The sequence below is a fragment of the Rhizobium sp. RAF56 genome, from assembly GCF_052113965.1.
In the GTDB taxonomy this organism is placed as follows: Bacteria; Pseudomonadota; Alphaproteobacteria; order Rhizobiales; family Rhizobiaceae; genus Rhizobium.
Window position 1 is genome coordinate 20,273 of the sequence record NZ_JBFRDU010000029.1, and the last position, 25,595, is coordinate 45,867.

Below are 25,595 nucleotides of genomic sequence, written 5' to 3' on the forward strand. Positions count from 1 at the left end.
TGCCGAAAGGCGTGCGAGGGATGCCAGCAGCCGCGCAAGCGAGGCTTGGGTTCAAGGGACCACGAGATATTGCGTCGGTGGATCGATCGTCGTGTCGGCGCCGTAGTTGACCAGATAGGGGTCGATCCAGATTATCTTGCGGTCGACCCGACCCGGGCCGAAGGCTTGGTTCTTGTAATGGCCTGAGCGCACATGCGGCTTAACGTGGCCTCGACCTTCTTCGTATAAGTGTTGTTCGCCATGCCGATCGGTGACGAAGCCGATGTGAACGGTGACGTAATCCCGGGGGATCGGCGGCTTGCCCCTCTTGATCCGTGCCGCATCTAGCTTCGGCCTGACCGGCGGGTCTACGGTGATGATACCGCGCACATGCAGCGTCATGGCGAGGCAGAGCGCTATTCCCGCCGTTCGGCGGTATGTGTCGATGAATGACCCCAACTGCGGCGCGGTTGACGGGATTGGGCCATCGTATCTCTGAACGGAGGCTTCGCCGCTCGGGGTGAAGGAAGCTGGAAAAGGGTATCCGAAGACAAGATCGCGGTTGCGATAATGGAAGGCTGACCATATGCGATAGCTGTTTGGAGCAGCTTCCTCAATCAGCCAGAATATGCGTTCCTCCGGCCCGTCCTCCCATTCGACCAGCATCGTGTCGCGAGGAAGCTTGGTGCGGCCTGCGCCGATTGCGGTAGCGACTGCATTGGAAAAGTCGACGGAACGCTCTGTAAGCCCCTCGATCACATCACGCGAAAAGACGAACTTCGGCGCGGCCTGCATCCGGTCAAAGACCTCCGCCGCTCCCGGAAAATTAGGGTGCGGCTGGAAGCGCAGGTCATGAAAACGGCTGACCGGCAATTTAGCCTCTCTTCGGTTAGCGCGCTAAAAAACACCCGAGTAGCACCATGGTGCGGGAGCACCTGAATGCTACTCGAGTGTTTTACGTCGACGTTGCCTTCGACGTGAGTACCGGTGGTACACGACCTACCGTGTTCACTTGCATTCCTTAGCGCAAGCAAGAGTGAGCGTCAGGGTTAGTAGTTAAGCATTGCCTGTTGCCAAAAGCCCACATCGGGGCGCTCACGTTAGTGTTGAGTAACCTGGAGCGCGGGATATGTCCGCTCATTATGCCGGTCGCCGATAAGGATGTTTGCTACAAGATGGCCAACGGCCAACAGTGCCTCTTCTCGTTCCCAGCCAAGAACTACGGCCTGATCAATCACGTAGTGAACGGCAAGTTCCAAAGCCTGCTGACAGTCGAGCTGACGGTCAGAATACTGGTCACTACGCAATGGCTTCTTTATCATCTGCGGTCCCCCAGGCGCGACAACAACGAACATAGAGCAAAAAATCATCTTGTGTGGATCAGATTGGAATTAAACGAAACCGTGGCGCCAACACCACACGACAGAACCCCAGTGGGATTGCTGACCGTGACGAACTGCGGCTGCGGTTCGAAGGCCAGTCCGGATTGCGCCAACAGCGGTCATCACCGGCGGATCAATCCAACAATAGCAAAGGCCGCCATCGATCTCGAGTTGTCAAAGAGGTTGGGATTGGTATCTATGATGGTCCCAAGCGGAATACAGTTTGGCGCGCCACGAGCGCAGCGCTACGGAGGCACCATGCAAGCACACTGGTTCTACACCGTTTGGCCATTCATAGGGTTGGGTGGGGCAATCCCGATGGTCGCCATCCTGCTATTCACCGACACATTCCGTGGCAACACCATAGTCTCCCGCTGGCGTGATCCGGTTTGGCTGGGTTGGCTCGCCGTACCGCTATATTGGGTGCATCAGTTTGAGGAATACAGCCTCCCGGTGATGGGCCTAGATTACTCACTCCCGGAGATGGTTTGCAAGAACTTGGGTTTCCCGCCGTATCCTGATTGCCCGGTGCCCCTGTCATTCTACCCGCTGGTGAACATCGCGCTTATGTGGTTTGGGGCACCGCTGGCAGCGTACCTCGGAAGGCGCAATGTCCTTATCGGTCTCAGCTTCTGGGGATTGCTCCTAGCCAATGGACTTCTACATATAGCCGGGGGCGTCGTTCAGGGGGCCTACAACACCGGCCTATGGAGCAGCGTCATCTTGTTTGTTCCGTTGTCCCTCTGGGTAATTTACGCCTGCGCGATTGGCGGACCGTACAGCGGCAAGGTCGTCGGCGCGGCGTTCGCCGCCGGAGCCCTCACGCATGTCTTGCTTTTCATTGACTACGGATTTTTCAAGGCCGGGGCGATCGGCGGTACGGCTCTGCAGGTGTATGCTGTCGTGATCGGTTTCGCGCCGATCATCTTAGCAGTCCTTGGAAGTCGTTTCTTCAAGATTGAGTGGCTGCGGCCGGTTCCGGCGCAATAGGTGAGTGCTAACACTTCGCGCTCTGGCCTATGGCCGAACATATTCTCGTCGAGAGTTTCGCATGCGAGGCCGACATCGGAGTAAACCGCAACGGCTGAGACGGATCAGGTACTCGGCGTGATACCAGCGCGATGCAGTTGGCCTTTCGGGTCGTTCCGGTTCATTTCTTCTGGCGTGAAAGGATAGGGCGAGTTGATGTCCGCGAGAATGCGGAAACCAATGAACTGCATCACGATGCCCATGAAAGCGACCAGGTAGAGGATTGCCAGCAGCCAGTCCCACCAGTGCGCCGTACCTACACTTACGATCTCGACGAGATACCAGATGCCTATAGGGACGTGGCCGAGCATGACGGCAGCCAGACCCGGATTGTACCATGTCTTGAGCTTGCGGTTGATGACCACCCCATGGACGACCACTTGGCCAACGAGCCCGAATAACATCTGCCCTATTCCGAGCCATAGCACATCGGGGACGAATACCGGAATTAGGTAGAAGACCCACCCAGAGATGTTGATAAACGCTGCGTTGTTCTGGTTCAGGACGTAGCGGTCAACTCGCCCTACGGGTTTTGGCATCAAAACTTGATTGCAAATCCAGGGAAACCCGCCGGGCCAGGCATATTCTTCGAATTCATGTAGCGTCAGGACGATGAAGTTTGCCGCCAGGAGCCGCTGCAAGACACTTATGTCAGCCCAATCAAGCGCCAGCCACACCAACATCAGCCCGCCCGGAACTAACCCAAGCCGATACCAGTGCATCCGGACGAAGGTCATCGATATTTCCCCTAAATGACTTGAAAATCAGTGACCACGGCAATCAAGCATGACCACTCCATCAATGCAATAAAGTCATTAATACCCGAAACATATACGCCATGAAGCGCCCGGAAGATGAGCGACGCTTGATCGATGGCATCGGATTATTGAGTAATCCAATGGAGCAAGTCGATACYTCAACGATCAACGTCCGCTCAGGGCCGATTGCGGACCACTTGTCGCGGACAAGTCGGCCAACAGCTACCGCGGCAGCTTCACAGCGAAAAATGCCGCGCCGCTGCCGCCGCACTTCGCGCATTTGAGCTTTGGCTCGAGCGTCCGCAGCACCGTCTCCGCACCGAACTTTCGCTTGAGCTTGCGGATATCGACTTCGGCGAAATGCTCGCACTTGCAAAGCGCTAGAAGCATTTCCCATCCTGCGATATCGCCCAGCTTTTCTTCCGGCCCGATGCGCTCGGGTTTGCGGTCAGGCCGGGTCATTCCGGCAACCCCAGCGTTCGAGCGATATATTCGCGATGCCATCCCCCGGTGCCGTGCTCGCGCCGCATGACGCGACCACCTTCGCGCAGCATCAGGATCGATCTTTCGGTGAAGTAGAACAGCAACTGATCGAAGGCGCGATTTGCAACGAACATGTTGTTGGCGCCGGCTATGTGCTCGATGGCAATATCGTCAACGTCAACGACGTCGATAGCGTAGGTGAATTGATCGTCGCGGACACTTTTGCGTCTGGATGGCATGGCTACTCGCCGCCCTTCGCCTTGGCGTAGGTATTGCCGCTGCTGAGGTCCGATGAAACCTTCATCACCTCCAGCGTGCCGCAAAAAGCGCCGCAACGATCCGTCTGGCCGCGTTCTCGGAACTTGCAGTCCCTCGACGCGATCTCGACCAGGACCGCGATCAGCAAGTCAGAGCCATAGCGCTGGCGCAACCTTTTGACATTCAGCTCGCCGTGACGACCGCACTTGCGGCAATCGAGGGCGAGGGTGGGTTCGTTGATGTCGCGTAACGCAAGCGGCTTCGTTTCCATAGATTTTCGCCTTCTACTTGAAGGTTATTCCTGCCCTGATTTTGGGGAGACGGCCGCAACGTCCGTTCTCTAAATGTTCCACGTTGCGTTACAAGTCAAGCGATGAGGCAGACGCGCTTTGAAAATTTTCTGCGGTTCAACTGATGAGATACAGGTGTGGCCAATCGTTCTGCGTTAGAGACTTTCTCGGTTGTGCAAAGCGAGGCTAATCTCTGCGAGCGTCCCTAAAGCTACACCGAAAAGCAGCAGATAAAGTCCTCGGTCAATAACCTGACCCGACGACGTGGCACCGCCGCCGTAACGCGTAAGCGCTTGCTCGTATGACCAGCCGGTAACTCCGGTTGCGATCACAAACCCTACGACGATGCCGATCACGCCGCTCACCACTGCAAGCAACGCCAGCACTTGCGCGATTTTTGTAAAACCCATCCAGACAATCCCTATTTGGACAAATCAGCTTACAGTAGCCGGGAAGCTGCCGATTGCATTTACGTGCCAATCTTTCGCTCCTGGCTCCACTACTCTGCGATCATCTACTGCCGCCGGATAACTTTCATCCCCAAAAGGCCGACCAAAATTTGGAGTACCGGTAGTTTCCGGCCGAAGCTCCACTCGGCCGCCATTAATCTAGTTTCTGAATATTATTTGTTTCGACCAGCAATCCTGTCATCCTACTGCAAGAAGTACATCAAGCATTCATCAAACACGAGGTTCATCGTGGGATTGATATTGTCCGTACTAACGTTATCGCTAAGTATTTTCCAGCTGTCGGCACTTCAGGCAGGGCTACAGCAATGGCTGGGATTTCCTGCGCTAGTATCCTTCGCCATAGGTGCGGTGTTGATATCGATTGGGGGGCTCGGTCGCGGGGCTTTGGCTATAGGTGGCTTCGCCGGCGCTCTTTGCGCGTGGGGATGGGACTTGTGGCAAGCAAGCATCCTGTGCCTTCCATCCCTTGTATTGGTGTTCCTACTGCTCGCGGCGGGTGGGGGCGTTGAGGGGATATTTTTCAGTCCGAGTGACGAGTGAACGAAACGAGGTGTCGGTGTTTTCTCATGTTCCTTGCCGACCCGCCACTCCCGGGCACCACTAACACGCCGGCAATACTACGTGGAGATGGAGAATACTTATAAGCTTGAAATACTTTACTGTTGGATCAAGATTAATTCCGTCTTCCCTATTTATTCCGTTCATATATGGTCGGGTCGGCGTCGGTCAGTGCCCAAGATTTCACGACCACACCTTGCATTGGATATAACGCTGAATGGCTTCGCATAATCTTTACGGGCGCAGGTCAAACCCATAATTCAGTCTGCACAAATCAAGGGGATGTTAATGAGAAGCTTCGTGACACTCATCGCTGCGACGTCACTCGCACTTTCATCTGCGATAGCAGCCTACGCTCAAAATCCCGTTCCGAGCGCCAGCGATGTGCTGGTCAAGTATGGGGACGTTGAGCACTGGACCGTCTATAAAAATCAAACCCGCGGCGATTGCGTAATCGTGGGCGACTTTGGCCCAGGTTCGGTGCAAATGGGGCTCACCGCAAATCAGGAGGTGGGCTATCTTGGGGTGTTCTCGAAAGAGGATATTGGCCTTAAGAACGGGACCAAGTCCGAAGTCTTCGTCTCCATCGGAGGTCATCTCTATGGCGGCGTTGCTACCAGCACCCACGGCGAACTCAAGGGCGGATATTCCGGCGGCTACATCCTCTCAGACAACCCGGAGTTCAAGCGCGCCGTGGCGAAGAAATACGAGATGATCGTGTTTCCAGAAACCAAGGGAACCTTCGTCGTCGATCTGAAGGGAACCTACAAAGCAATGGCGATGGGCAAGAAATGCATGAAGCATTGAGCGCCTGCTGTTCGACATCTACCGCTCGCCCGTCTGAGCGCGGGTGGAGGGTTTTAGAGGAGATTGCACTATGCATGCATTGAAGCCTCTGCTCACCGCTTTGGTGGCTGTTACGTTCCTCGCAAGCTCGGCAGGAATGTCGTCTGCGACACAACAAGCTCAACAACGCCGTGAAGGGCGTGACGTCAAACAAGATACGCGCCAAGGGGCACGATCCACAAAGCATGATTGCCGCGCCGCCAACCAACAAAGCAACGCATCGTGCCGTCAGGATAAGCGCCAGACAAAGCAGGGCGGACGCCAGCAGTCCCGAGACATCAAGTACTAGGTAGCGAACGGCGCCGGCGGTCCGGCGCGCATCAGCCGGATCGCCGCGATATGAAAGATCGAGCGCATGCGCGGGGCCGCTGATAGTAGTCCGCTTGCCAAAAGGGTAATAACCAAAAGGCGTAGACGATCGCGTTTTGGTTTTTCTTTGTTCGCCGCTGTTCGCGTGAATATGAGTAGGCGGGTGAGGATCATTCGAGCGGCTCCTCTTCGTCGGGGGGAGGCGAAGCAATCGTCGCCAGGCCCGAGCTGCCAGTGCTCCCGATCGCGAGCCCGATGGCAATGGCCATGAGCAGCGAACGGTTCATTCACCTGCCTTGAGTTCTTGGTGGTAGCGCTCGGGAACTGGAATACCGCTGTCTACATACTTGCCGGTCCTGCGGTCGATCTTGAGAAAGGTATCCAGCAGTTTGGGGCGACCGTCGATAATGGCGACGACCGCCTTGTGGGTCCTGCCCCGGTGCGTAGTCTCCAGAGAGACGTAGCCATCCATATCGCTGAACAATACGAGATCGGCGAGCGCCAATGCATAGCTATCGGCCGGTTTGGTAAAGAGAGTACCCCAGGCGCCAGAGCACCAAAAACATCTGAGTTCCTTGGTCACGGCTTGGCCCTTTCGCGCTCGAAGCGCTGGTTCTCTAATTTCTCCCACCGGACCAGCTCAGCGCGGGCGTCAGCAATGAGCTGCCGCATCGCTCGATGATGCATGGTGTTGTGGTCGATGTTGGGATCGCGGACCTTGCGCTTCTTGCGACTGGCGGTCTGCGGCGGAGCATCAACGCTGCGAAAGCGGTGCAGGTCGGCGAGCACGCGGCTTCGGGCCTTGCGCATCGCCTCGATGACGTCCGAGGAACGGACCTCATCAGGCTCTTCGATCGTGCCGGTGAGCGGTGGAGACGTCGTGTCGTAGTCCATTAATACTTCCCCTGGATGAGCCCGAGTGCAGCGATGGCGACGAGGATGAACGCCTCACGACAGCGCCTCCAGTTCGCGATGGAAGCGCTCAGGGACGACAAGGCTGCTCGAGGCTTCCCGGCCTGCCTTCATCCTCGTGAACGTCCAAGGCAGATGCGGGCGAGCACCAATAACGGTGACAAGTGCGAAATAGCGAACCCGTCGGTAGACGGTCTGCAGCTCGACATAACCAACTTCGGTGAATAGCACGATATTGGCGACCGCCAGCGCATAGCTGGAGGCCGGGCACGGGCTACTTCCGTCGTAAGGGCCAAAATACCAACTGCAATCGAGTTCCTCGGTCATATCAGCGCCGAGCCGCGATCTCTTCGACGGTGGCAAAGCGTCGGCGATTTCCTCAAGGGCGGCATTGAAGCGACACCCAATGACGACGAAGTTGCGATCGTCGATAAGCTGGTAGCAGCCGAGATTGTCGGCGCTGAGCGCCCGGCGGCTTTTGACGACACGCCAGCCAAGCCGCTTGGCGCGGGCACGGATAGCGGCTTCGGTCGGTTCCGCTTGCATATTCAAGTCCTCCATTCGCAAGGTATGTTTTTCCGATTGCGCATGGGGTCCGCGCGCATTCATTGTGGTCACAGGTGGACGGCAGGGTTAGGCGGTAGTGGCGTTCAACTGCAGCTGCTGCAAGATTTGGAACCGCACCCAAATGGCGGCGGGAATGCCAGTCGGCTTTGCCGCTTCCAGCAGCGCCTGCATTTCCTCGTCGGTCAGGAGAATTTTAACAATGTTGTCACGCCGCTCGCCGCTGTGGGGCGGCCGGCCCATGGGCTTCTTTACTGTCATGATTTGTCTTTCGCCTGTTCGAACGTTTTCTGCATAAATTGAAACATAACTATAGTTTTCGGGCCTCACAAGTACATCTGGCAACAAATAGTCACGCACATATACATATGCGTGCGTATTTACTTCCGAATTCTCCATAAACAACTCTCTGTACTAAAGCTGCGCCGGAACAACAGGATAGCGGGCAACGATGCTCGCGTAGGTTTATCAAAAAATTTTTTAGCAGACGCTGGGCCTGCCTCGGCAATAGGGTTACGTGCGGCGTTCCACGCGTCAGCAGTGCGGTTCATTTGCGGGCGGTCGCTATCGGTCCTATCTCGGGTCCACCCAAGCAAACGAGTGATATCAATCGCTTGAGCACTCGCTTCCGCCTTAGCGGAAGCACGCCACTGCACTGCAACTTCCCACGTCGCCAGCATGATTAAGAACTCGGCGTTGTTCGTCAGTCTCCCAGCTTCTCAGTTTGCGCCTTCGCGAGCCGCGCGGCTTCCTTGGCCGCACGCTTGCGCGCCCGTTCCTCGGCTGCATGGACGTCGAGGACGCGCTGCACGGCATCGCGCGCCGCTTTCGGCGTAGCGAGAGTAAGATGCCGCGAAGGGATCAATTTGGCGCGAATTTCCGCGAGGATCAGCTGCCGGTCGGCATCTTCACCCAACCACACAAGGTGCTCGAATTCCTCGCGCGCATCGTCGCCTTCCATGAAATTTGGCATGAGTTCCTTCAGGAGGCCGCGGAGGTGGTCGCTATAGTACTGCGGATTGTCCGCGCCGGCTGCACGCTGCGCCGCGGTGTGGATCGTCATAACCAGAGGCACGAACGCGAGCCAAATGTCGAGTTGCCTGGCGCTGTATAGACCCCGAAGGCGGCCGTTGGCTTCCCTCATTTCCGCGCGCTCGCGCAGGGTGAATTCACTTTCGGCGAGGTTCGTTTGGGTCATGATCCACTCCAATCGCGTTGGTATTTCAAGGGTTTCGCTATGCCCATTTGCCGCCCGGTCTGAACTTCGTGTCGCAGGCGTTGCACGTCGCATCAAGTTCGCCGAAAGCCATCAGCTGGACGCAGGTCGGAGTGATCCCTGAGCACGAATACCGCTGCCGGATGCTCATCATCCTCTCGGCTTGAAGTTGGCCTTCAGACTTCGGCGGTTCTGGCTCGGGCACTGGCGGCTCAGGTTCCGGCTCGTTGCCGAACAGGTTCTGCAGCATCGATCTGATCGTCACGCTTTTGCCCTACGCTTGGGCTTCGTCGAGGGCGCTGTAGCGATTTCTGGGGGTAGGGGCTCATCGACCCATGGCTCGTCGGCGATCTCCTCGGCGGGCGCTGCTGATGGCTCTGGCGCGGCCCGGTAGGGCATCTGGACTTCGTCGACCGGCGGTATCGTCGCGGTCGGCGGGGTGGAGAAAAGGGCGAGCATTTCCGCCATATAATTGAGTATCTGCAGCTGCATCCGCCGCACCTCGGCGATCTCCGCAGCAAGGCGATCGGCGCCGGCGGACAACTCAGCTGCTCCCACTCTCAACGCACGCATCTCAGCGATCAGGACGGCTAGTCGGCCCATGCTGCCGGGTTCGAGTTGTTCTTCGGTCATGGCTTTGCTTCTCCCTTGGGTGGTTTTTTTGGTGATTTTAGTATCGTCGTTCGTCGTTGACGCAATTCCGTTGATATTTCAAGCTGTTGCGAAGTATTGTCGGTCTTTTATCAGCACTATTATTTCCATTCATTGCCCATCTTAACCCCATCATTGCCCATCAAATCTTCTTATGTCTGCTATGTTACTTAAATATTTTACATATAGACTGATACAAACCTTGCTTATATTGGTAAGATCGTCAATTCAGAATTTAGAAAAAGGGAAAAAAGAATGGCAAAAGAATTCCCAAGGCGCGCCGCTGAAGCTGTCCGCGAAGTTCAACCGGATCTACCGATGTATTGGACGCTCACTGACCTCTCGGCGCAGGCGGGACTGCGCGGGCTGGCACTGACGCACGCCAATATTTCAACGCTGGTCATACGGGGCCAAGGGCCGCGCGTGTGCGGCACGGCGGGGTCGATGACGGTTCTGGTCAAACCGGCCGATGGCGTTGAATGGATCGAAGAAATCCTGCAGCGCCGGATGAAGACGGCACCGTCGACCATCGTGCGCCGTTACGACCTCGATGAGGAAAGGCGCGCAGTGCTCTGATGGCAAAGAAAAAGGCGTGATCGCAAGATCACGCCCTTATCAAAACCCCCTGCCAGGCCACCACGCCCGCCGACGACTTACGCCGCCGGAAGAGGTTTAAACAGCTCCCACCCAATGGAAGTGTCCGTCGTGAATATAGCAACGAAATCCGACATTTCAAATAGGCTGGTCGACTGTCTCAACAGGCTTCATGCGCCGCTGGATCTCAATGCGCCCTGTCCCTTCATCGTCTGGCGCGGCGTTTCCATCGTCATCCAGCCGGAAGAGCACCCTGGTGCCACCGTCGCGGATCTGATCGCCTACTTGAACCGCTCGGCCAAAGTCGCGGGTGTAAAGGACTTCGCACCGTACCTGACACTCGGCACGTTGCGTGACGCACCCCTCTCGGTCGCGGCTCAGGAGCAATGGGCGAAGCGCGGTTTCCCAGATCTCATTGTCGGCCGCGCTCGGGACGACGCACACTTCGAAAACTGCGGCTCCGCGATGCTGCTCGACTACGACATCAACGATCCCGACATCCTCGTCGACGGTCCTGCCGCGCTAGGTCGGCTCAAATGCTTCGGTGCGTGTTGGCCTTCGTATTCCTACGGTCTGGTGAACGAAAAGACCGGCAAGATTAAACGCGGTGGACGGCTGCTGATCTTCCTCGACCGGGTTCTTCTGCCGCAAGAATTCAAGGCAGTGGCACGCGTCCTCGCGAAGATGACCGGGAACCATGCCGGCCCCGAGGCGATGAAGCCCTGCCAGCCGCAAGGGCTGCCGGTGCGGCGGTCCGCCGAGGTTGACTGCCCGGTCTCGGTTAGCGCTGATAGTAGTGTCCTTCGCGCCGACGTGCTGCTCGAAATCGCGGCGCTGCTCGGCGTCATGGACCAGCCGCATCGCCCGGCAATTCAACCAAACCAAAATGCCCCCACGCTTCTGGATGAGGGAGTTGCAGCTCGGAGCGCAAACTTCAGCGTCGGTGTCGATGACAGGCCGCCGCCGCCGCCTGTCGATCTGCGGCTCGCGATCGATGAATGCCCGATGCTGGCTGAGACCTTCGCCACCGGAGGGTATGGCGATCCTGAGCCTCTGTGGCGGCTGAAGCTTCTTGCTGCGCGCTTCGATATCAATCCACGTGAGACCGCGCGTGCGCTCAGTAAAGGCGACCCTACCTACGCAATCGAAGACACGGACCACAAGCGCGCGACCATCGAAAAGCAATACGCGCAGAAGAAATTTGGCTGGCCGGATTGCGCGACATTCAAAGGCCTGGGTGCGCAGCAATGTAAGACCTGCCCGCATCAGGGCGAGGGGCGCTCGCCGCTGCACTTCGCCTTCTATGCTCAGGCGCAGCGGGAATATGCCGCTGCCTGCGCCGCAGCTGCCGCCGCTGGAATGCCGCCGCCTGCTGTCGCGCCAACCGTGCCGCCAGAGATTAAGGCCGGAGCGGATGCCCTGCATCTTGAGGTGAGGGCAGCTTTCCGACGGCAGCAGGTACACCTGCCTCTCAGCGGCCTCGTGGCTGGCCTGAAGGCGCTGGTTGAAGCCGAGCCCGCCGTGGCGCAGCACGCCGCCCACAAAGCGACAATGATGCTACTCGGGGCCATCCGGCAAGTTGATCCGGCGGACTTCGGCGAAGCGTGCCGCATCTGCGGCTTGGCGCTTGACAAGATCGTGCCGGGCCAGGGGGCGGGGATCGTTGCGAAGATCGTGCGCGGTTTCGCGCGCGGAAAACAGAGGGAATAGCAGTCGTTCGACGCTGTCGGGGAGCGTCTTTGTTCAAATCCAGCAGGGGCAATCCCATGACCGACGATACGTTCGATGACGCTTTCAAAAATTTTTATACTGAGCCGAACAGCGCTGAAGAGGCGGAGAAGGTAGCGGAAAAGGAGGCCGCGGACGATGCCGCCAGAGCGCAGAAGCTCAGTGATATCCTGGCAGCGGCGGCAGGGTTGAAACCTACTGAGAGTGCTGACGGTGTTATCCGTTGGGGTCTTAGCAACGGCCTCGCCGGTGACATGGAGGCATTGCTGCAGGCGCTCAAGACGTCGACGCAGACACCCATCACGTCGTTGCGGAAACGATGGAAGGAAATCGCCAAGGAAATTGCCGAAGCCGAGGCCAAGCGAAAGCAGGACGAGGCGGCGAAGGCGCAAGCCCAGGCGCAAGCAAGGACGGCCGGCGATGTAGAGCTTCAGCAGGTCAAGAAAGACTACCCCTTGCTCGATCCGTCGATGTCCTACGACCGCGCAAGACACGACGGCAAGATTCTGGGCCGGCACTTACGAGACCCCCGCCAATAGCGAGAAGTCAGTCTTTCGACCCCTTCATCGTCCATTCACGGTGATCGGGCGGCTGCACTATCCCGGCAATATCGTGACCAAGGGCCTCCAGGTCGCCATCCGCGATGAGGACGGCACCTGCGTTCCCATCACGCTGCAGCGCGGTGAGTTGGCGACGCCTCATAGCCAAGGTCTTCTCAAGAAAAAGCTGATGAACGCCGGCATGTTGTTCGGCCCGAAGGGCGAGGAAAGGCTGATGAACGTGCTCAAGGCGGCTGACCCGAGCAAGATCATCACCGTGGTCGACCGCCCCGGTTTCCACGAGGTCGACGGCACTCGGGTCTATGTCACGCTCGACGGACGGGCGATCGGCAGCACGGCACTTGTCGAGCTCGACGAAAAGGTGAAGCTGCCCGAGAAGACGGTACGGCGGGGTGACCTGCCGGGATGGAACGAACTGCCGAAATATGTCGTCTCGCTTGGCGAAGGCTCCGTGCACTGGCGAATGGCGCTGATTGGCGGCTTCCTCGGGCCGATGGTCAATTACCTAAAACTGGATAATTGCGGTCTCAATTATCAAGGCAGTACCTCGATCGGCAAGAGCCTGGCGTTGAAGATGGTCACCAGTTGCTGGGCGTTGCCGGAAGTGCGGATGGAAGGCGGAGTGAACCGCGGGCTTTTGGCGGACGCCAACTCGACCGGCAATAATATCGAGGCGATCGCGCAGCGTTCCAACGGCACCGTCTGCGCCGTAGACGAACTCTCATATTTCGATCCGAAGGATGTGCGAAAGCTCATCTTCGAGTTCCACACCGGCAGTGGCAAAGGGCGGCTCGATCGCAATAGTGAGGAAAAGGCGGTCCGGTCATGGAGCTCTTCGATGTTTACCGCCTGCGAGAGCAGCATCGAGCAGCTGGCCAAGGGCGTCGATCAGAAGGGGCTATGGACGGCCGGCATGGCAGCGCGCCACCCTGACATCCTGTTCGACAACGACGATGCCAAGCAGCGTCCCGCGGAGGTGATCGATGAACTTAAGCGGCTTCTGAAGAAGAACTATGGCCACGCCGGTCCGGTCTTCGCCGAGGCGATCATGAAGCTCGACCATGACAAGCTGAGGGAGCAGCTCGCTGCGATGGTGGCGACAATCGGCGAACCGGGTGCGGCGAGCGCGGAGATGCGGGCGCGCGAAGTGTTTGGGCTGATGAAACTCTGCGGCTATATTGCCGTGAAACTCGACCTCCTACCGACGGCGATCGACGTCGAGGGCACGGTCGACACTGCCTACCGGCTTTTCCTCGACACAAGCGCGCATCTTCTCGACGACTTCGCCCAGGCAGTCGATAACATCATCACGAATTTAGATGCGAAGACCGACGTGACAATTTTCCACGTCCACAAAACCGTCGACCGCTCGTACCATCGTGAGGTCGAGGGCTGGAGCGACGACGACGTAGATTACATCTTCTGCAAGGACTTCCACAAATTCACCGTGTCCAGCAAGGCTCCCTCCGCGATCGCCAGGGAACTGCGCAAGCGTGGCATGCTCGACGAGACCCGGCTCGCCGCGGACAAGAAGCTGACTGGCACTGGCAAGCGCGCCAATTTTACCCGCAACATTCCCAATCACAGGGGGCCTTCCGCTTACCCACTACTGAAATCGTTTTTCCGGCCGAGGCCAATGACGGCGGACCTCATCACCTTTTTCAGAGGCAAACGCTACGACCTGCTGAGGGACGAGAAGAAAAACCGCGCCAGCATGGGCGACCAAGGTTACGAGACCGCCGTACGCGAACTCGAAAAGAAGATCGCCGAGGCTGAAGCCGTCTTGGAAGCGGCGCGGCGCGGGAACTCCGAATTCCCCGAGGAGGACTGACATGCCGGTCGTCAAGATCGTGGCGTCGGGCGACCCACGCTACCCACCCCGCCAGCGCGGCAGCTTCCTCTCCAACGCCGGCCTGGGGCGGCTGGAGACGTTCCGTATGGGCAAGCTGACCGTCGCCAGGGCGATGCAGCTCGGCATCGCGGCACTCGACCGGGACAAGAACGTGATCGCCAGCACATGGGCGTACGCAACTGATAGTTGGAAGGCGGAGGCGGCGGCATGGCAGCTCGGCCTGACGGCGAAGGCTCGCATAAGGGCAGGAGACCACGCTCGGCTGTTCGCGCCAGGGACGGAGTTCGCGCTCATCATCAGGGAAAAAGTAAGCTGCGAGTTCGCTGGTCTGACGGTCGAGGCGCAGTACGATCCGCGATATATTGACCCAGAACACATAACGCAACGAGGCGCGGACGGCTGTTTGCATGGTTGCCAGAGGCGGCGAAAACGATGCGGCCGATCATCGATTTCGAGGTTGACGAGCCGTGGCACGATTGCGAATTCATGGTCGATATGCTGGAAGCAGCAGTGCCTGGCGCTGTGATGGAGGCTGTCGACAAACTCGTCGGCAAGGTTTTCAAGTGAGCGGAATGCGAGTGGATTTTTGCGAAATTCAAGTGCAAGGGCTGCAGAACAGTAGTAGGAGCAGTACTCAGAACAGTAAATTTTTTTGGCTACTGTTCTGGCTTTTATATAATGAAACCAAATCGTTACGAGCGCAAAAACGGCTGCAGAACAGTAGAGCAGTAAAATTTTCGGAAAAAACATGCTTAAGAGAGGGGGAGAAGAAACACGCATGCGAGGGGGAAAAGGGTCGCCCGCGCGTTTATATATATCTGCTCATACTGTTTTTACTGTTTTACTGCTTTACGCATAGAAATCATTGAGAAAATTGGAACAGCAAAAAGAACAGTATCTTTCACTACTGTTTTGCCCCTTTGCAGCCTCTCAAGGCCGGTGCGCGCTGTCTGCTTCGGCGGCATTTCAGGGGCACTGGCTCTGGTCGAAAATTTAGCCGTAAAAATATAGGATATTTTCCTTGTCGAACATGAAGTGCGCTGTGCTTCCGCTTATAGCTGCGCCCTGTTTCGGCTTCATAGCTGCACCTGTTTCAGTTTCATAGCTGCACGATGGGGTGTCGACTGAGGATTGTGTGTCCCGCTTGATCAAAAAACCTCAAAAGCCGATTGCAACCTGCGATGCACCTCGCCAGCCTCCGAAAAGGCGGGTATCCTCACCTTATGCCAAAGAAGCGCCCGATCACCATCGAACCCGCCGCTGCCCGACCGGGCAAGGGAACCTTCAATGGCTCGTCCTGCGGCGTGTGTTCGCTCCCGATCACGGTGCTGAAATGCGTCGATGAAATGCTGGCCCGCGGCGAGCAGGTTTCCGCCGTGACTGAGTGGGCTCATAAGAATTTCCCGGCGGAGACATCCCACGTCGCATACATGACGTTCCGAAATCATCGCCTGAACCACGTCGACCAGAAGGTCCGAGCCTTCAGAAAGCTTTCTGACGCCGAGAAGCAGCGCAAAGCTGAGAACCGCCTGGTGAAGAAGATCCTCAACGACGAGGTCGATCCGCAGACCTATTTCGGCCCGGCCGCGCTCGCCCACGATATCCAACGCACGACTGATCGGCTCGAAGTGGCCGCTGACTGCGCATTGGACGAAGGGCTTTTCCCCGCGCTCGCGGCGTTGTCGAACACGCTCGTCAGAACCCATGAATTGCGGGGCAAGCTCGGCGGTTCGATCAACGAGGGTCCGCAGCTGAACGTCGCCATCAGTATTGGCCAGCTGCACGAGCGTTTGGACACCATTCTCGCCGGCGATCATGCCGAAAGGCAATCCGCTGCTCGTCAGCTTTTGGGTATCAGCATTCAATCCAATCCGGCGATGCCAGTCATGGAAGATCCCGACGACGATCGCGTCATCGACGGCGAGTTGGAGCAGTCCGACGAGGAAATCCTGCGGCACCAGACCATCGACCCGCAGCCTCGCTGAGCGCCCACACCGCCTCGGCCCGACGCCTGTGACCCGGTCATGGGTGTCGGATAGTAGTCCCCCGACCTGGCTCACTTCAGCGATAAGCGAACCAGTCATTCCAGATTATTGAAATTGCTGGGAAATTCAATGGTTATTCGGCATCCTCGTCGTTGTTCCCATCCCCTTCGAAAATGGATCGGTCGAAAGGCTTCCATTTGACGAAACGAATTGACCGTCCAGTCCCTTCTGACATCGTCAGGTTTGCAGCGTTATCAATCTTGGTCACGATGCCAATCGTGCCGGTCGCCGCGAGGAAACCAATGCGCCCGTGCAGATCGAGCGCTAACAGCTCACGACAGGCGTTTCCGGGATCGCCGTGACTAGCGATGAAATCGAGCTTCAATCGTTCGCCGCGCACTGAGACGAAAACTGGCGCATCATCCGGGGGAGCATCAAGCCAGGATGGCCATTTCTCCTGTCGCGGTGGCCGTGCTGGAGCGCCTGTTACGGATAATCCGCAGTCCGGTGCCCCCGGTCCCTCCGAAACGTCTCCCTCGTCTCCAGGTGTATTTTTGTTACGGATAATCCGGTGGTTTCGTTGTTTGCACGCCGGCCCGCAGAAGCGCTGATCTGACCGGCTTGCTTCGAACGTCTTGCCGCAGACATCGCAGGTGCTCATTGCGCACCCCTTACCCGCCGCGCTTCGATATAGGCGTCCAGGTCGGCACGGAGGTAGTAGACGCGACCGTATTGGCGAACGTATGGCGGCCCTTTTTTCTCGTGCCGCCACCGCTCCAAGGTGACGATCGAGCGCCTGAGATACTCGGCAGCCTCTTTCGAGGTCATGAGGTTGGGGTTCTTTAGAGGTGTTGTTCTCGGTCATTGGCGTCCATCCGGGGGTTTATGATGGACATCTTTAATAGACACGAAAAACGGACCGCTCTACTGAGATTTTATTCACGGCCGGTGATTTCTCGGCAGCGGCGAACTGCCGCCCAAACGTGATCCCGTGACAAGTTCGCCGCCTCGGAATAGATTTTCACGGCTTGGGTAATGCCGACGCCTTTTTTATGCATGATTGCTCTGACACACCCCCAGTGCAGGGTTGACCGTATGAATTGTCCTGTCGCTGGCCGTCCTCGCCGCTCCCTTTTCGGTCGTGTACCCATCGAGTTGACCCCCTCCCACAGCTGCTTGAAAGCAATCCAAGGTTCGGGTTCATGGTCCAACATGGCTTTGATCGCGCGTAGCTTCTCGTCGTAATCACTCATCGCCCTTAGCGATCTGCTGGACCAGCGCCTCCCATTTCGCCAGCGCCTCGCGCTTCTGGTCGCGATAGAGTGCTCTGTTGTAAGTGCCGCTGACGCCGCTCTTGTGGCCGCTGACGTGGTTCAGCATTGCCTCGACGATATGGGGCAGGGCGATGCCATCGTCGTTCATCCGCGTCGAGAACGTCCGCCGGAGATCGTGCAGACCCCAATCGCTCAAGCCGGCGCGCTTGTTGAACGCGGCCTTCGACTTCGACCAGCCGGTGAACCCGGTGTCGAGGCGGCCGAAAACGTATCTGCGCTCCTTTCGCTCGGGCAGCAGCGACAAGGCGAGGTCGCCCAGAGGCGTTTCGAGCGGCAGGCCGTTCTTCGATCGAGCTCCAGGGATCGTCCAGATCTTGCCGGCGGGGGTTTCGCTGAATTCACTCCACTCCATGCCGCCGACCTCAGTCCGACGTGTTCCAGTCAGCAGCAGAATTCTGACGATGCGGCTGAAGTCGTCGCTGGAGGCGCTCGCCTTCCAGAGCTTGCGGATTTCGTCGTCGCTGAGGGTCCGCTCGCGCGGCGTCTCAACGTTGCGCGGCATCGCCGTGACAGGGTTCACTTCGACAGCGCCTCGGCCGATGCACCACGCGAAGAACGACGACAGTGCTGCCAGGACACGGTTAGCGACGATCTTGCCAATGTCGTTGCCGATCTTGTCGTGAAGGGCGGCGATGTCAGCGCGCTTGATGTCTCGGATGGCAGTCGTGTGCAGCGACAGGGCGTGGACGTTGAGGCCGCGCGTTGTCTCCGCCAGCGTCGAGGGGCGCTGCGTGGTCGCGGCGTATTCCAGGTATCCCGTGACCAGATCGCCGAAGCGCGGCGCTTGCCGGATCTCCTGGCGGGCTTCGGCGGGATCTTCGCCACCGACGACCTTCGCCAGTGCCTTCTTCGCCAGTGCCCGAGCTTCGTCCGCCTCGAGTGTTTCGGCCGGGCCGATGTTGAGCCGTCGCGTCTGGCCGGCAGCGTTTCGATACTGGACGAGGTAGACGCGCTTGCCGTTGGCGTAGCAGCGCAGGATGAACCCCGAAAGCTCGCTGTCTCGGTGCAGGGTTTCTGTTTTGCCGGCCTCGCAGGTGAGCTTTTTCACATTGACGCGGTTGAGCACCAACCCGCCCTTTGCCCTACGCGAGGGAGCCGACGCCTGTGACCCTGTCACGGATGTTGATAGTAGCCCGGCCTGTTGTGACGACTTCGGGAACTTCACGACCGTGTTTGTGTCCTGGGTGTTCTCCGGACACATTACGGACACAACGGGAGTGATGGGTTTATGCATGGCTGTTAGCCCCTCAATGATGGTTATATCAGATGGTCTAACGCGGAATGCCTTGCTGAGCAAGGGTTTCGTGAGGCGAAGTGATGGGTTATCTGTGTGTTCTGATGGGAGAGTGGAGGGGGTGCAAAAGCCAGAGCACGCGATTTGTAATCAGGGGGTCCCGGGTTCGAACCCTGGCGGGGGCACCATTCTTTTCAAATACTTACGAGACGATTGCTCCCCAATCCTAGCGATCTGGGGAGCGTATGGGGAGCACGATCGCGAAAATCGCAGCTCCCCAAGGTTGGCGTTTCGCTGCAGTTATCCATGGATAAGAAGAATCGCGGGATCGAGGTCCCGCGATTTTTATTTAGCTGATTTGTTTTTCCGCCCATTGCCTGAGCTGTGCATAGGCATAGCGCACGCCTTTGCCCCTGCCTTCGCCGATGCGCAGCCAGGGCGGACCCTTGCCCTGTGCCCGCCACGCTTCGAGCGTTCGCTCTGAGACGGCGAGGAGCTTCGCCGCCTCCGCCTGCCTGACGAGGATAGGTTCGAGCTTAGTCATTCGACCCCCATCAGCGAGAAGCTGTTAACTTCCGTTGCGATCTGCTCGATGACCCAATCGCAATAGATCGCCTGTCCGGTCGTCGTCCTCGCCCAAACAGTGAGCCCGGCGAAATCCTTGTCGACCTTCTCGCCCTTGGCTTCGAGCTTGTCCGCCAGCCAGTCGCTGACGATCCAATGCTCGAAGATTTCGCGCTGGTAGGGCTCGATCTCGAACTCCTGGCACAGCTCCTGCCAGCCGGAAGCGTCGAGCGGGCTAGCTTCCGCTGTCGTCTGCAGGGGATGGTTCACAAACAGGTGCCCGTCGATTGCCCATCCGTCCTGATCTGCTGCCTCTTCCCAATCTTCGAGAGGGGAGCACAGCTCGAAAGCCTGCTCGGCAAGGTCGGCGAGTTCAGTCGTGCTTTCAACGTTGCCGCCGGAACCGCCGGCGACAGTGAAGAGGAGATGCGAAATGCAGTGGTGCACTTCGCGGCTAACGAGATCGTTTGCAGTGATCATGGTTCCGCCCTCAATAGCCCGAGAAATAGATTTCGCCCTGTTCGCGCAGATCGCAGCCAGCGAGCCACACAAGGCGTTCTAGGTTCTTCGGGTGGTTCGATAGCTCCGCATCGTCCCAAGCGCCGTACGGCGCCAGCATGGCCCGGCAATCGTCGATTTCGCCGGTGACCTCGTAGATCGCGAGCACAAAGGCGACGGCTTCGCTGGCATCGCCAGACCGGCCGCAATCTTCGAGCGCTTCGGCGAGGTCTTCGGACAGCTCCGAGCGCGACAGCATGAAATCGCGGCCGCAGAAGTGGAGAGGTGAGGGGTGCTTATCCATGACGCAGCATCCTGATTAGTCCGGCGATGTAGACAGCGACGAGGATGGGGACCGCGAGCACCATGCAAGCCAGGAAAAAGGGCGCGAGGATTAATCGTGCGAACAGCCGTCCGCGCCTGTTTTCAAGCCCGCGATAGAGGTTCGATTTGGTGAGGATTTCTCGCGGCAGCATGTAGCTGACGCCCAGATATAGGAGGGTCGTTATCATTCATTCGTTCCTTTGGGTGGGATCGCAAGCAGTGCGTGGTGTCACTGCTTGCTGTTCGGTCTCAGGGTTTTGGCAGCTTGAACTTGTCGAGCCAGCCATGCCCCAGCTCGTTGCGCAGGCAGCGCAGCGTGCCACTATCTTGACCACCCATGTGGCGACCCTTGTAGGAATAGGACAGCCAAGCTGCCATCAAATACTCCTTCCATTCGCGGCCGTACTCAGCTGCGAAGGCACGGACGACTTCGAGTTCGTGAGGGGTTAGATCGCGGTATTCGCTCATTTCGTAGGTTCTCCTTTGGGTGGTAACGCAGAACAGCTGTGGTGCGCTGTTCTGCATTCGTCATCTAGTAGCATGTGCGGCGTTCGTCAAGGGTCGTGTTGTACATTTTAACGTTAAATATCAATAGTATATCACGCCACCAGCCCGCCGAGGGTATACATGGACACGGCTAGGCCACCCCCTACTCCTCTGTATTCCCCGCTCCAAATCCCACCCAAATCCAAAACACTACACTCCTCCATAAGTTGTATTTATACTCACAAAAATCCGACCCCACTCGCAGCTCGGCGGCCCCGAAAATCCCAACCCAAATCCAGAAAACGCGCCCCGCTTTACGTTACGCACGGTGCGTGCCACCATCGTCCGCAGATGCGACTGGTGGGGGTCAAACCGCCTTATCGACACATTCCCCTGCAGCCGATGACAAGGAGAAGTCATGAGAACGATCCTGCCGACTTTCCCGATGATCGCGGTCGCTGTCGTCCTTGCCATCCTGCCGTTCATGTTGCCGGCGCAGGTTGAGGCAAAGACGATTTTGACATTCGGCTATTACCTGACGGAAGATTGCGACGCCTTCCTTGCGGCCGACAAGGCCCACGGCCCGCTGAACGAGGAGGGCGCGCGATGCTATGGCTACATAAAGGGGATCGCCGAGGCGCTGCAGGCGGAGGGCGATCACCCGGTGGTGACGGAATATCTCCCGAAGGCATGCATTGCGGATGACGCCGGCACCTATGAGCTAGTTGTGGCCGTCGCCAATTTTCTCGACAGCAATCCGGAACTTCGCATCAGCAGGACGGGCTATTCCCTGGTCCGCCAGGCCTTCGCCGACAAGTTCCCCTGCAAATAGTCACATGACCTACGAATACGACATGGCGTTTGCTATCTCCGATCGAAGACCTTCCGTGTGGCACCCACCGTTTACGGCGCATAAGTAACGTGCAACGATCCGCTGCTTTGAGACACCGGGGAGGCTTTGTTGGGGTTCTATTTTGATGGGCGGGTCGTTCTTAACAATGAACCTGAGCGCAGTTCGCTATACCGATGGGGGTTGCGGGAGGTCGATGCGGACGGCAACGGCAACGGTCTGGATCAGATACCCTGGGCTTACGATCTCTACTTCACAGTCCGGAATTTGAGACTTTCCCGTTCGGTCCTTGCCGGCGGTTACCGCTCCAGCGGGGGCGACGACAAGGCCGCGATCGAGAAGCACTCGATCCTGGCTGACCTCGTTCCAGGTGATGAACGCCGGAGGGCATCGAACGAGCTCCCCGAGCCGTCCTACGCCATGTTGGGGACGAACAGAAAGATATCGACCTTCGAGTTATGGATCACGCCTTTGCCGGAAGGGGACGTGGAGGAGCACTGCACGGCCTGGGGTGCGGTGAAAAATCGCTACGAGATCGACTTCCGCCACCGCACCTAGCCTGACGGGGTAGTCTTCAATCTCTATGTCCTAGCTGAGCGGTTCGAGCGCTACGCCGAGAAGATAAGCGCGATCGACCAGGCCGTGTTCCGCGTTGGCGGGGTCGAAGGGTTTTACGCCGAGTGGTCACCGTCGATCTCCACGGACAGCATCAAGGTGCTGACCGCCGACAAGGAACATAAAGTAGAGATACCAGACGGATGCGAGATCCAGCCGTGGCGGCTCGGCAAGGTGTCGGAGGCAGAACTCTACCTTTACCAAAGTCGCGAGCTTCAAAAGCCGGCGCCCTCTGAAGACGCCACGCCTGCAGTCAGGCAAGAGGAACAGGCTGCCGAAGCCGCGGTGCCCGCTCAGCAATTCTCGCGCGGAGACGATAGAGCACTCAAGCTGCTGGCGTCGCTGCGGACGGTGGCGTGGGTTATTGTCGGCCTGTTAGTGTTGGTCGTCATGCGTTTACGCTGATTGGCTCGACCTTCTGGCGACCGCTTTACGCTACGTACAACCCGTGCAAACATCGCCGCGGGGATACGATTTGGGGACTACATGCGACTGATTGGGGTAATGCTCGCCGGTGTTTTGCTGGCGGCAACGGCGGCACATGCCAACACGGCCTATGGGATTGGGGAAGAGCTGACGAAGAACTGCCGCGCGTATCTGAGCGCGGTGCGGTCTGGCTGGAGCATTGATCCCACGACGGCGCTCGCGGCTGGCCAATGCTATGGCTACGTCACCGCTGTTTACGACGCCGTCGATTTCGACGGTGAAGGTGGGTTGACCAACGCAACTCTCCCAAAGGCATGCGTACCGAACATCAACGGCAACGCCCTGACGGAGGTCGTCGCCAACTTCGTCGACCAGAAGCCCGAGCTGCGCAGCAAGGCGGCTTATTTCCTCGTGCGGCTGGCTTTCGCCGACAAGTTCCCCTGCAAATAAACGTGAGTTCTCATGTCCTACAGCTACGAAATTGACGATTGCCAGGTGGCTGACAAGGCTCGCCTCGCTCAGTACCGGACCAAACGCACTGAATGGCTGCACTTATTGCGGGGAGACGAACGACGGCGCTTCTCGCTTGCCCATCCGGCGGCGGACCTCGGCGAGGTTCGCTTTGTCCAATCCATAAACGTACTTCCGCGCCTGTCCGATTACTGCGTCGTTCACTTCCCGCACGATTTTCCCCTCGGGCAGGGCGCAGAACTTTTCGGCGAAGGCGACAGACGTGAAAGCTATGAAAAGTCTGGTCGGGCCGATGGGGATGCCGTAATGACCTGCATATTGAACAAAGCCGTTTGTCATCACCACTGGACGGTCGGAGGTCATTAGCTTTCGCGTAACACGACTGGTATCCATCACCACCCAATGCATCGTTCTCAGCAGCCTGAGAACGTTCTTGTTTTCTACCAAGCGGGTCATTGCCATTACAGATTCGCGCTCCGCATGCGACGGAGCTCGCTGGACGATCCACTCTTCAAACGTCTCAGGATCGTCCGCCGACCGGTAGGCTTCGTATCGCGCTTGAAAGCCCGTGTCCGGGGTCAGCAGACGCTTGCTAAAGTCCCCCTTGAATTTCCGCAGCTCTTCCGGATTGCGGAATACTAGTGAGAGAATGAAGCGCGCCCATGAGTGACGGATTTCAGGGTCTTTGGGTATCCGGTCTTCCAGCATCATGTCTCGTGCCTTGACGGCCGCGTTGTCCACGAAGCTCATGAAGAAACGCTCGACATTCTGCTTCGTCTCTTCCGTCACGCCGGGCAATGTGTAGAGATTTTCCGCGTAACCCGTCGACAAAGTGCCATATCGACCAGTTTGGATACGATCCCCGTATCCGCGCCTAAACTCCTGAAGCTTATAATCTGCTCCTAACCACGGACGAAGATAGAACTGCGGGATGTAATGGTGTTTCACGCCTGCGGTTTGCCTCTCTTTTGAGACAAGCGCTTCGCGGTCTCTTCCAGCTTTTGCTTCCGCTCTTCGATTAGTTCGAGCATCGCATCTTCGAGCAACTCGAAGCAGTCGAGCACATCTTCAAAATCTGCTGTCCCCTCATGACTGCCTGTATTGCCGACGTGGCGAAGGGCGTTCAGCGCACTTTTGTGGCCAGGTCGGACGATATCGAGCGCCTCTATACGTTCAGAGAGATCCAGATCGCCGTTCTTGCCGTTCCTCCTCTTCCCCTTGCGCGGGACCGCGAGTTGATCGAGGAGGTACTCGACCGCGATGCGGAGGCGATTTGCGCAGGCAGCTGCGTCCACCCATAGCAAGCCGAACGCATCCGACAAATGCTCTTCGACCTTATCGGTCAGCTTTTTGGGTAACGCAATAATGCACGGTGGGGGGCTGAAAAAACCCGGCGTATAGGTAGTAGTGACATCTGGCACTTCTTCATCGACCCGATCATCATATTGGTAGTGAACATGTTCTTGATAGTCGCCGGCCACGACGACTACTTCACCACAAAACTTGAAGTTACACATCAGGAACCCGGAAAACCTTCCCGCCGCCATATCGATTCCGGCTTCGCCGATATCCCGACGTATGTGCTCTGGCTGCTTGAGAATGAAGCTATCTTTGTTCGACGTTAAAAGGCCTTGGCTACAACGCGGGCATTTAAAACGCGGAAAAGACGGGTAGCTTTTTCGCCAGTGTCTCCGATCCACAAACTTCCCCCCGAATCGACCATTGTCGGAGACGACAATGACAACGTTCAGCCAAGGAACCAAGGCTGCACGCTAAAAACGAGTAGTTGCTAGCAGGACACGTTTAACCTTGTTCGAACATCCGGTTCGACAAACACCTGACCGACCGGCATCCTGCGGTTTTTCGACTGGGGGCGGCATGGGACAGGGCTTCACCGACAAGGAAGTGCAAGCTGAACTCAGCAGGCGTCGCGCCGCTCAACGCGCAGGCGACGACAGCTGGGGAACCGTGGGCGTCAGGCAATCCCATTTGAACACGACGTGTGCCCATTGCGGCTCGCCGATCCAGCACTATGACGACGGTGAGTTTCCGCTGTGCGATGCTTGCGACGGGGACTAGGCTTCGGGGGATCTGATCTGTTCGGACATCGGATCGCAGGCAGCGCCGCGGCAAAACCGATCGGCCAGAAATACAGCCGACAGCAGGCCGAGGAACGCTTCGCGCGTGTGTACGACCCGGTTGCCGGCGTTCGCTGCATCTATTGCGGCATGCCGAGCGACGGCGGCTCCGATCACCAGCCGCCCGTCTACGTTCTTCACCGCTTCGCCAATGGACGGCTGGTCACCAAAAGAGAAATTCATCAGCGGTTCGGTCCGTGCAGGCTCGTGCCGTGTTGCAGGATCTGCAAC

At 57.8% G+C, this 25,595-nt stretch carries 37 protein-coding genes; 12 read left to right on the forward strand and 25 right to left on the reverse strand.

Annotation, left to right across the window (positions count from 1 at the left end):
• Positions 1 to 51 precede the first annotated feature (51 nt).
• Complete coding sequence (locus AB4048_RS21450; RefSeq protein ID WP_442204013.1) at positions 52 to 852, reverse strand: hypothetical protein; 801 nt, start codon at positions 850 to 852, stop codon at positions 52 to 54.
• A 269-nt stretch (positions 853 to 1,121) separates the two neighbouring features.
• On the opposite strand from AB4048_RS21450, the gene AB4048_RS21455 reads away from it, so the two are divergent.
• A complete protein-coding gene (locus AB4048_RS21455; RefSeq protein WP_442204014.1) occupies positions 1,122 to 2,351 on the forward strand; it encodes an HXXEE domain-containing protein in 1,230 nt (409 codons plus the stop codon).
• Between the two features lie 104 nt (positions 2,352 to 2,455).
• On the opposite strand, the gene AB4048_RS21460 is transcribed toward AB4048_RS21455, so the two are convergent.
• The 5 genes from AB4048_RS21460 to AB4048_RS21480 all read right to left on the reverse strand — a co-directional run bounded on the left by AB4048_RS21460 (position 2,456) and on the right by AB4048_RS21480 (position 4,589).
• Entirely contained in the window at positions 2,456 to 3,127 is a 672-nt protein-coding gene (locus AB4048_RS21460) for an HXXEE domain-containing protein (RefSeq protein ID WP_442204015.1), read from the reverse strand.
• Positions 3,128 to 3,370: 243 nt separating this feature from the next.
• Positions 3,371 to 3,610 carry a hypothetical protein gene (locus AB4048_RS21465; protein WP_442204016.1) on the reverse strand — a complete coding sequence of 80 codons (240 nt, stop codon included), beginning with the start codon at positions 3,608 to 3,610 and terminating at the stop codon, positions 3,371 to 3,373.
• Positions 3,607 to 3,870, reverse strand: a complete 264-nt coding sequence (locus AB4048_RS21470) for a hypothetical protein (RefSeq protein ID WP_442204017.1) — start codon at positions 3,868 to 3,870, stop codon at positions 3,607 to 3,609. Before AB4048_RS21470 ends, AB4048_RS21465 begins: the two co-directional genes overlap by 4 nt.
• A gap of 2 nt (positions 3,871 to 3,872) precedes the next feature.
• Positions 3,873 to 4,160, reverse strand: coding sequence for a hypothetical protein (locus AB4048_RS21475; RefSeq protein WP_442204018.1), 288 nt, complete (start codon positions 4,158 to 4,160; stop codon positions 3,873 to 3,875).
• Between the two features lie 174 nt (positions 4,161 to 4,334).
• A complete protein-coding gene (locus AB4048_RS21480; RefSeq protein WP_442204019.1) occupies positions 4,335 to 4,589 on the reverse strand; it encodes a hypothetical protein in 255 nt (84 codons plus the stop codon).
• Between the two features lie 906 nt (positions 4,590 to 5,495).
• On the opposite strand from AB4048_RS21480, the gene AB4048_RS21485 reads away from it, so the two are divergent.
• On the forward strand, positions 5,496 to 6,014 hold the full coding sequence (locus tag AB4048_RS21485) for a hypothetical protein (protein WP_442204020.1): 519 nt from the start codon (positions 5,496 to 5,498) through the stop codon (positions 6,012 to 6,014).
• 324 nt (positions 6,015 to 6,338) lie between these two features.
• Here AB4048_RS21485 and AB4048_RS21490 read toward each other — a convergent pair whose 3' ends face one another.
• The 8 genes from AB4048_RS21490 to AB4048_RS21525 form a co-directional block, all read right to left on the reverse strand.
• Entirely contained in the window at positions 6,339 to 6,536 is a 198-nt protein-coding gene (locus AB4048_RS21490) for a hypothetical protein (protein ID WP_442204021.1), read from the reverse strand.
• Positions 6,537 to 6,645: 109 nt separating this feature from the next.
• Positions 6,646 to 6,945: a hypothetical protein gene (locus tag AB4048_RS21495; RefSeq protein WP_442204022.1), complete on the reverse strand. Its 300-nt coding sequence runs from the start codon at positions 6,943 to 6,945 to the stop codon at positions 6,646 to 6,648.
• Positions 6,942 to 7,256: a hypothetical protein gene (locus tag AB4048_RS21500; protein WP_442204023.1), complete on the reverse strand. Its 315-nt coding sequence runs from the start codon at positions 7,254 to 7,256 to the stop codon at positions 6,942 to 6,944. Before AB4048_RS21500 ends, AB4048_RS21495 begins: the two co-directional genes overlap by 4 nt.
• A gap of 54 nt (positions 7,257 to 7,310) precedes the next feature.
• Positions 7,311 to 7,820 carry a hypothetical protein gene (locus tag AB4048_RS21505; protein WP_442204024.1) on the reverse strand — a complete coding sequence of 170 codons (510 nt, stop codon included), beginning with the start codon at positions 7,818 to 7,820 and terminating at the stop codon, positions 7,311 to 7,313.
• Between the two features lie 87 nt (positions 7,821 to 7,907).
• Positions 7,908 to 8,237: a hypothetical protein gene (locus tag AB4048_RS21510; protein WP_442204025.1), complete on the reverse strand. Its 330-nt coding sequence runs from the start codon at positions 8,235 to 8,237 to the stop codon at positions 7,908 to 7,910.
• A 304-nt stretch (positions 8,238 to 8,541) separates the two neighbouring features.
• Positions 8,542 to 9,036 (reverse strand): hypothetical protein, encoded by a 495-nt coding sequence (locus tag AB4048_RS21515; protein ID WP_442204026.1) that lies wholly within the window; start codon positions 9,034 to 9,036, stop codon positions 8,542 to 8,544.
• A gap of 37 nt (positions 9,037 to 9,073) precedes the next feature.
• A complete protein-coding gene (locus AB4048_RS21520; protein ID WP_442204027.1) occupies positions 9,074 to 9,304 on the reverse strand; it encodes a hypothetical protein in 231 nt (76 codons plus the stop codon).
• An 11-nt stretch (positions 9,305 to 9,315) separates the two neighbouring features.
• On the reverse strand, positions 9,316 to 9,687 hold the full coding sequence (locus tag AB4048_RS21525) for a hypothetical protein (protein ID WP_442204028.1): 372 nt from the start codon (positions 9,685 to 9,687) through the stop codon (positions 9,316 to 9,318).
• Between the two features lie 273 nt (positions 9,688 to 9,960).
• Here AB4048_RS21525 and AB4048_RS21530 point away from each other — a divergent pair, with 273 nt between their 5' ends.
• The 6 genes from AB4048_RS21530 to AB4048_RS21555 all read left to right on the forward strand — a co-directional run bounded on the left by AB4048_RS21530 (position 9,961) and on the right by AB4048_RS21555 (position 16,424).
• Complete coding sequence (locus AB4048_RS21530) at positions 9,961 to 10,281, forward strand: hypothetical protein (protein ID WP_442204029.1); 321 nt, start codon at positions 9,961 to 9,963, stop codon at positions 10,279 to 10,281.
• Positions 10,282 to 10,410: 129 nt separating this feature from the next.
• The gene (locus AB4048_RS21535) at positions 10,411 to 12,009 is read left to right on the forward strand and encodes a hypothetical protein (protein ID WP_442204030.1); all 1,599 of its coding nucleotides are present in this window, start codon (positions 10,411 to 10,413) and stop codon (positions 12,007 to 12,009) included.
• Positions 12,010 to 12,065: 56 nt separating this feature from the next.
• The gene (locus AB4048_RS21540; protein ID WP_442204031.1) at positions 12,066 to 12,566 is read left to right on the forward strand and encodes a hypothetical protein; all 501 of its coding nucleotides are present in this window, start codon (positions 12,066 to 12,068) and stop codon (positions 12,564 to 12,566) included.
• A gap of 73 nt (positions 12,567 to 12,639) precedes the next feature.
• A complete protein-coding gene (locus AB4048_RS21545) occupies positions 12,640 to 14,418 on the forward strand; it encodes a DUF927 domain-containing protein (protein ID WP_442204032.1) in 1,779 nt (592 codons plus the stop codon).
• A 1-nt stretch (position 14,419) separates the two neighbouring features.
• Positions 14,420 to 14,965, forward strand: coding sequence for a hypothetical protein (locus AB4048_RS21550; RefSeq protein WP_442204033.1), 546 nt, complete (start codon positions 14,420 to 14,422; stop codon positions 14,963 to 14,965).
• A 697-nt stretch (positions 14,966 to 15,662) separates the two neighbouring features.
• Positions 15,663 to 16,424 (forward strand): hypothetical protein, encoded by a 762-nt coding sequence (locus AB4048_RS21555; protein WP_442204034.1) that lies wholly within the window; start codon positions 15,663 to 15,665, stop codon positions 16,422 to 16,424.
• Positions 16,425 to 16,557: 133 nt separating this feature from the next.
• Here AB4048_RS21555 and AB4048_RS21560 read toward each other — a convergent pair whose 3' ends face one another.
• The 8 genes from AB4048_RS21560 to AB4048_RS21595 form a co-directional block, all read right to left on the reverse strand.
• A complete protein-coding gene (locus AB4048_RS21560) occupies positions 16,558 to 17,085 on the reverse strand; it encodes a hypothetical protein (protein WP_442204035.1) in 528 nt (175 codons plus the stop codon).
• Complete coding sequence (locus AB4048_RS21565) at positions 17,082 to 17,252, reverse strand: helix-turn-helix domain-containing protein (RefSeq protein WP_442204036.1); 171 nt, start codon at positions 17,250 to 17,252, stop codon at positions 17,082 to 17,084. The genes AB4048_RS21560 and AB4048_RS21565 overlap by 4 nt, the downstream gene beginning before the upstream one ends.
• A 417-nt stretch (positions 17,253 to 17,669) precedes the next feature.
• Positions 17,670 to 18,824: a tyrosine-type recombinase/integrase gene (locus tag AB4048_RS21570; protein ID WP_442204037.1), complete on the reverse strand. Its 1,155-nt coding sequence runs from the start codon at positions 18,822 to 18,824 to the stop codon at positions 17,670 to 17,672.
• Positions 18,825 to 19,341: 517 nt separating this feature from the next.
• Positions 19,342 to 19,536: a helix-turn-helix transcriptional regulator gene (locus AB4048_RS21575; RefSeq protein ID WP_442204038.1), complete on the reverse strand. Its 195-nt coding sequence runs from the start codon at positions 19,534 to 19,536 to the stop codon at positions 19,342 to 19,344.
• Positions 19,533 to 20,036, reverse strand: coding sequence for a hypothetical protein (locus tag AB4048_RS21580; protein ID WP_442204039.1), 504 nt, complete (start codon positions 20,034 to 20,036; stop codon positions 19,533 to 19,535). The genes AB4048_RS21575 and AB4048_RS21580 overlap by 4 nt, the downstream gene beginning before the upstream one ends.
• Positions 20,037 to 20,046: 10 nt before the next feature.
• A complete protein-coding gene (locus AB4048_RS21585; protein WP_442204040.1) occupies positions 20,047 to 20,358 on the reverse strand; it encodes a hypothetical protein in 312 nt (103 codons plus the stop codon).
• Positions 20,351 to 20,566, reverse strand: a complete 216-nt coding sequence (locus AB4048_RS21590; RefSeq protein WP_442204041.1) for a hypothetical protein — start codon at positions 20,564 to 20,566, stop codon at positions 20,351 to 20,353. Before AB4048_RS21590 ends, AB4048_RS21585 begins: the two co-directional genes overlap by 8 nt.
• A gap of 61 nt (positions 20,567 to 20,627) precedes the next feature.
• Positions 20,628 to 20,846 carry a hypothetical protein gene (locus tag AB4048_RS21595; RefSeq protein ID WP_442204042.1) on the reverse strand — a complete coding sequence of 73 codons (219 nt, stop codon included), beginning with the start codon at positions 20,844 to 20,846 and terminating at the stop codon, positions 20,628 to 20,630.
• A gap of 436 nt (positions 20,847 to 21,282) precedes the next feature.
• On the opposite strand from AB4048_RS21595, the gene AB4048_RS21600 reads away from it, so the two are divergent.
• The 4 genes from AB4048_RS21600 (at position 21,283) to AB4048_RS21615 (ending at position 23,205) form a co-directional block, all read left to right on the forward strand.
• A complete protein-coding gene (locus tag AB4048_RS21600; RefSeq protein ID WP_442204043.1) occupies positions 21,283 to 21,696 on the forward strand; it encodes a Rap1a/Tai family immunity protein in 414 nt (137 codons plus the stop codon).
• Positions 21,697 to 21,825: 129 nt separating this feature from the next.
• Positions 21,826 to 22,272, forward strand: a complete 447-nt coding sequence (locus AB4048_RS21605) for a hypothetical protein (RefSeq protein WP_442204044.1) — start codon at positions 21,826 to 21,828, stop codon at positions 22,270 to 22,272.
• Between the two features lie 84 nt (positions 22,273 to 22,356).
• A complete protein-coding gene (locus AB4048_RS21610; RefSeq protein ID WP_442204045.1) occupies positions 22,357 to 22,734 on the forward strand; it encodes a hypothetical protein in 378 nt (125 codons plus the stop codon).
• A gap of 81 nt (positions 22,735 to 22,815) precedes the next feature.
• Positions 22,816 to 23,205, forward strand: a complete 390-nt coding sequence (locus AB4048_RS21615; RefSeq protein WP_442204046.1) for a Rap1a/Tai family immunity protein — start codon at positions 22,816 to 22,818, stop codon at positions 23,203 to 23,205.
• A gap of 102 nt (positions 23,206 to 23,307) precedes the next feature.
• On the opposite strand, the gene AB4048_RS21620 is transcribed toward AB4048_RS21615, so the two are convergent.
• The 3 genes from AB4048_RS21620 to AB4048_RS21630 all read right to left on the reverse strand — a co-directional run bounded on the left by AB4048_RS21620 (position 23,308) and on the right by AB4048_RS21630 (position 25,547).
• A complete protein-coding gene (locus tag AB4048_RS21620) occupies positions 23,308 to 24,174 on the reverse strand; it encodes a DUF4238 domain-containing protein (RefSeq protein ID WP_442204047.1) in 867 nt (288 codons plus the stop codon).
• Positions 24,171 to 24,989: a DUF4145 domain-containing protein gene (locus AB4048_RS21625; protein WP_442204048.1), complete on the reverse strand. Its 819-nt coding sequence runs from the start codon at positions 24,987 to 24,989 to the stop codon at positions 24,171 to 24,173. Before AB4048_RS21625 ends, AB4048_RS21620 begins: the two co-directional genes overlap by 4 nt.
• A 312-nt stretch (positions 24,990 to 25,301) precedes the next feature.
• Positions 25,302 to 25,547: a hypothetical protein gene (locus AB4048_RS21630; protein WP_442204049.1), complete on the reverse strand. Its 246-nt coding sequence runs from the start codon at positions 25,545 to 25,547 to the stop codon at positions 25,302 to 25,304.
• Positions 25,548 to 25,595 lie beyond the last annotated feature (48 nt).

What these genes read in the sequence shown, in the direction of transcription:
- AB4048_RS21455 (WP_442204014.1), top strand. Translation starts at nt 1,122, where the DNA reads ATGCCGGTCGCCGATAAGGATGTTTGCTACAAGATGGCCAACGGCCAA.
- AB4048_RS21460 (WP_442204015.1), bottom strand. Translation starts at nt 3,127, where the DNA reads ATGACCTTCGTCCGGATGCACTGGTATCGGCTTGGGTTAGTTCCGGGC.
- AB4048_RS21465 (WP_442204016.1), bottom strand. Translation starts at nt 3,610, where the DNA reads ATGACCCGGCCTGACCGCAAACCCGAGCGCATCGGGCCGGAAGAAAAG.
- AB4048_RS21470 (WP_442204017.1), bottom strand. Translation starts at nt 3,870, where the DNA reads ATGCCATCCAGACGCAAAAGTGTCCGCGACGATCAATTCACCTACGCT.
- AB4048_RS21475 (WP_442204018.1), bottom strand. Translation starts at nt 4,160, where the DNA reads ATGGAAACGAAGCCGCTTGCGTTACGCGACATCAACGAACCCACCCTC.
- AB4048_RS21480 (WP_442204019.1), bottom strand. Translation starts at nt 4,589, where the DNA reads ATGGGTTTTACAAAAATCGCGCAAGTGCTGGCGTTGCTTGCAGTGGTG.
- AB4048_RS21485 (WP_442204020.1), top strand. Translation starts at nt 5,496, where the DNA reads ATGAGAAGCTTCGTGACACTCATCGCTGCGACGTCACTCGCACTTTCA.
- AB4048_RS21490 (WP_442204021.1), bottom strand. Translation starts at nt 6,536, where the DNA reads ATGATCCTCACCCGCCTACTCATATTCACGCGAACAGCGGCGAACAAA.
- AB4048_RS21500 (WP_442204023.1), bottom strand. Translation starts at nt 7,256, where the DNA reads ATGGACTACGACACGACGTCTCCACCGCTCACCGGCACGATCGAAGAG.
- AB4048_RS21505 (WP_442204024.1), bottom strand. Translation starts at nt 7,820, where the DNA reads ATGCAAGCGGAACCGACCGAAGCCGCTATCCGTGCCCGCGCCAAGCGG.
- AB4048_RS21510 (WP_442204025.1), bottom strand. Translation starts at nt 8,237, where the DNA reads ATGGAGAATTCGGAAGTAAATACGCACGCATATGTATATGTGCGTGAC.
- AB4048_RS21515 (WP_442204026.1), bottom strand. Translation starts at nt 9,036, where the DNA reads ATGACCCAAACGAACCTCGCCGAAAGTGAATTCACCCTGCGCGAGCGC.
- AB4048_RS21520 (WP_442204027.1), bottom strand. Translation starts at nt 9,304, where the DNA reads ATGCTGCAGAACCTGTTCGGCAACGAGCCGGAACCTGAGCCGCCAGTG.
- AB4048_RS21525 (WP_442204028.1), bottom strand. Translation starts at nt 9,687, where the DNA reads ATGACCGAAGAACAACTCGAACCCGGCAGCATGGGCCGACTAGCCGTC.
- AB4048_RS21530 (WP_442204029.1), top strand. Translation starts at nt 9,961, where the DNA reads ATGGCAAAAGAATTCCCAAGGCGCGCCGCTGAAGCTGTCCGCGAAGTT.
- AB4048_RS21540 (WP_442204031.1), top strand. Translation starts at nt 12,066, where the DNA reads ATGACCGACGATACGTTCGATGACGCTTTCAAAAATTTTTATACTGAG.
- AB4048_RS21550 (WP_442204033.1), top strand. Translation starts at nt 14,420, where the DNA reads ATGCCGGTCGTCAAGATCGTGGCGTCGGGCGACCCACGCTACCCACCC.
- AB4048_RS21555 (WP_442204034.1), top strand. Translation starts at nt 15,663, where the DNA reads ATGCCAAAGAAGCGCCCGATCACCATCGAACCCGCCGCTGCCCGACCG.
- AB4048_RS21560 (WP_442204035.1), bottom strand. Translation starts at nt 17,085, where the DNA reads ATGAGCACCTGCGATGTCTGCGGCAAGACGTTCGAAGCAAGCCGGTCA.
- AB4048_RS21565 (WP_442204036.1), bottom strand. Translation starts at nt 17,252, where the DNA reads ATGACCTCGAAAGAGGCTGCCGAGTATCTCAGGCGCTCGATCGTCACC.
- AB4048_RS21575 (WP_442204038.1), bottom strand. Translation starts at nt 19,536, where the DNA reads ATGACTAAGCTCGAACCTATCCTCGTCAGGCAGGCGGAGGCGGCGAAG.
- AB4048_RS21580 (WP_442204039.1), bottom strand. Translation starts at nt 20,036, where the DNA reads ATGATCACTGCAAACGATCTCGTTAGCCGCGAAGTGCACCACTGCATT.
- AB4048_RS21585 (WP_442204040.1), bottom strand. Translation starts at nt 20,358, where the DNA reads ATGGATAAGCACCCCTCACCTCTCCACTTCTGCGGCCGCGATTTCATG.
- AB4048_RS21590 (WP_442204041.1), bottom strand. Translation starts at nt 20,566, where the DNA reads ATGATAACGACCCTCCTATATCTGGGCGTCAGCTACATGCTGCCGCGA.
- AB4048_RS21595 (WP_442204042.1), bottom strand. Translation starts at nt 20,846, where the DNA reads ATGAGCGAATACCGCGATCTAACCCCTCACGAACTCGAAGTCGTCCGT.
- AB4048_RS21600 (WP_442204043.1), top strand. Translation starts at nt 21,283, where the DNA reads ATGAGAACGATCCTGCCGACTTTCCCGATGATCGCGGTCGCTGTCGTC.
- AB4048_RS21615 (WP_442204046.1), top strand. Translation starts at nt 22,816, where the DNA reads ATGCGACTGATTGGGGTAATGCTCGCCGGTGTTTTGCTGGCGGCAACG.
- AB4048_RS21630 (WP_442204049.1), bottom strand. Translation starts at nt 25,547, where the DNA reads ATGAATTTCTCTTTTGGTGACCAGCCGTCCATTGGCGAAGCGGTGAAG.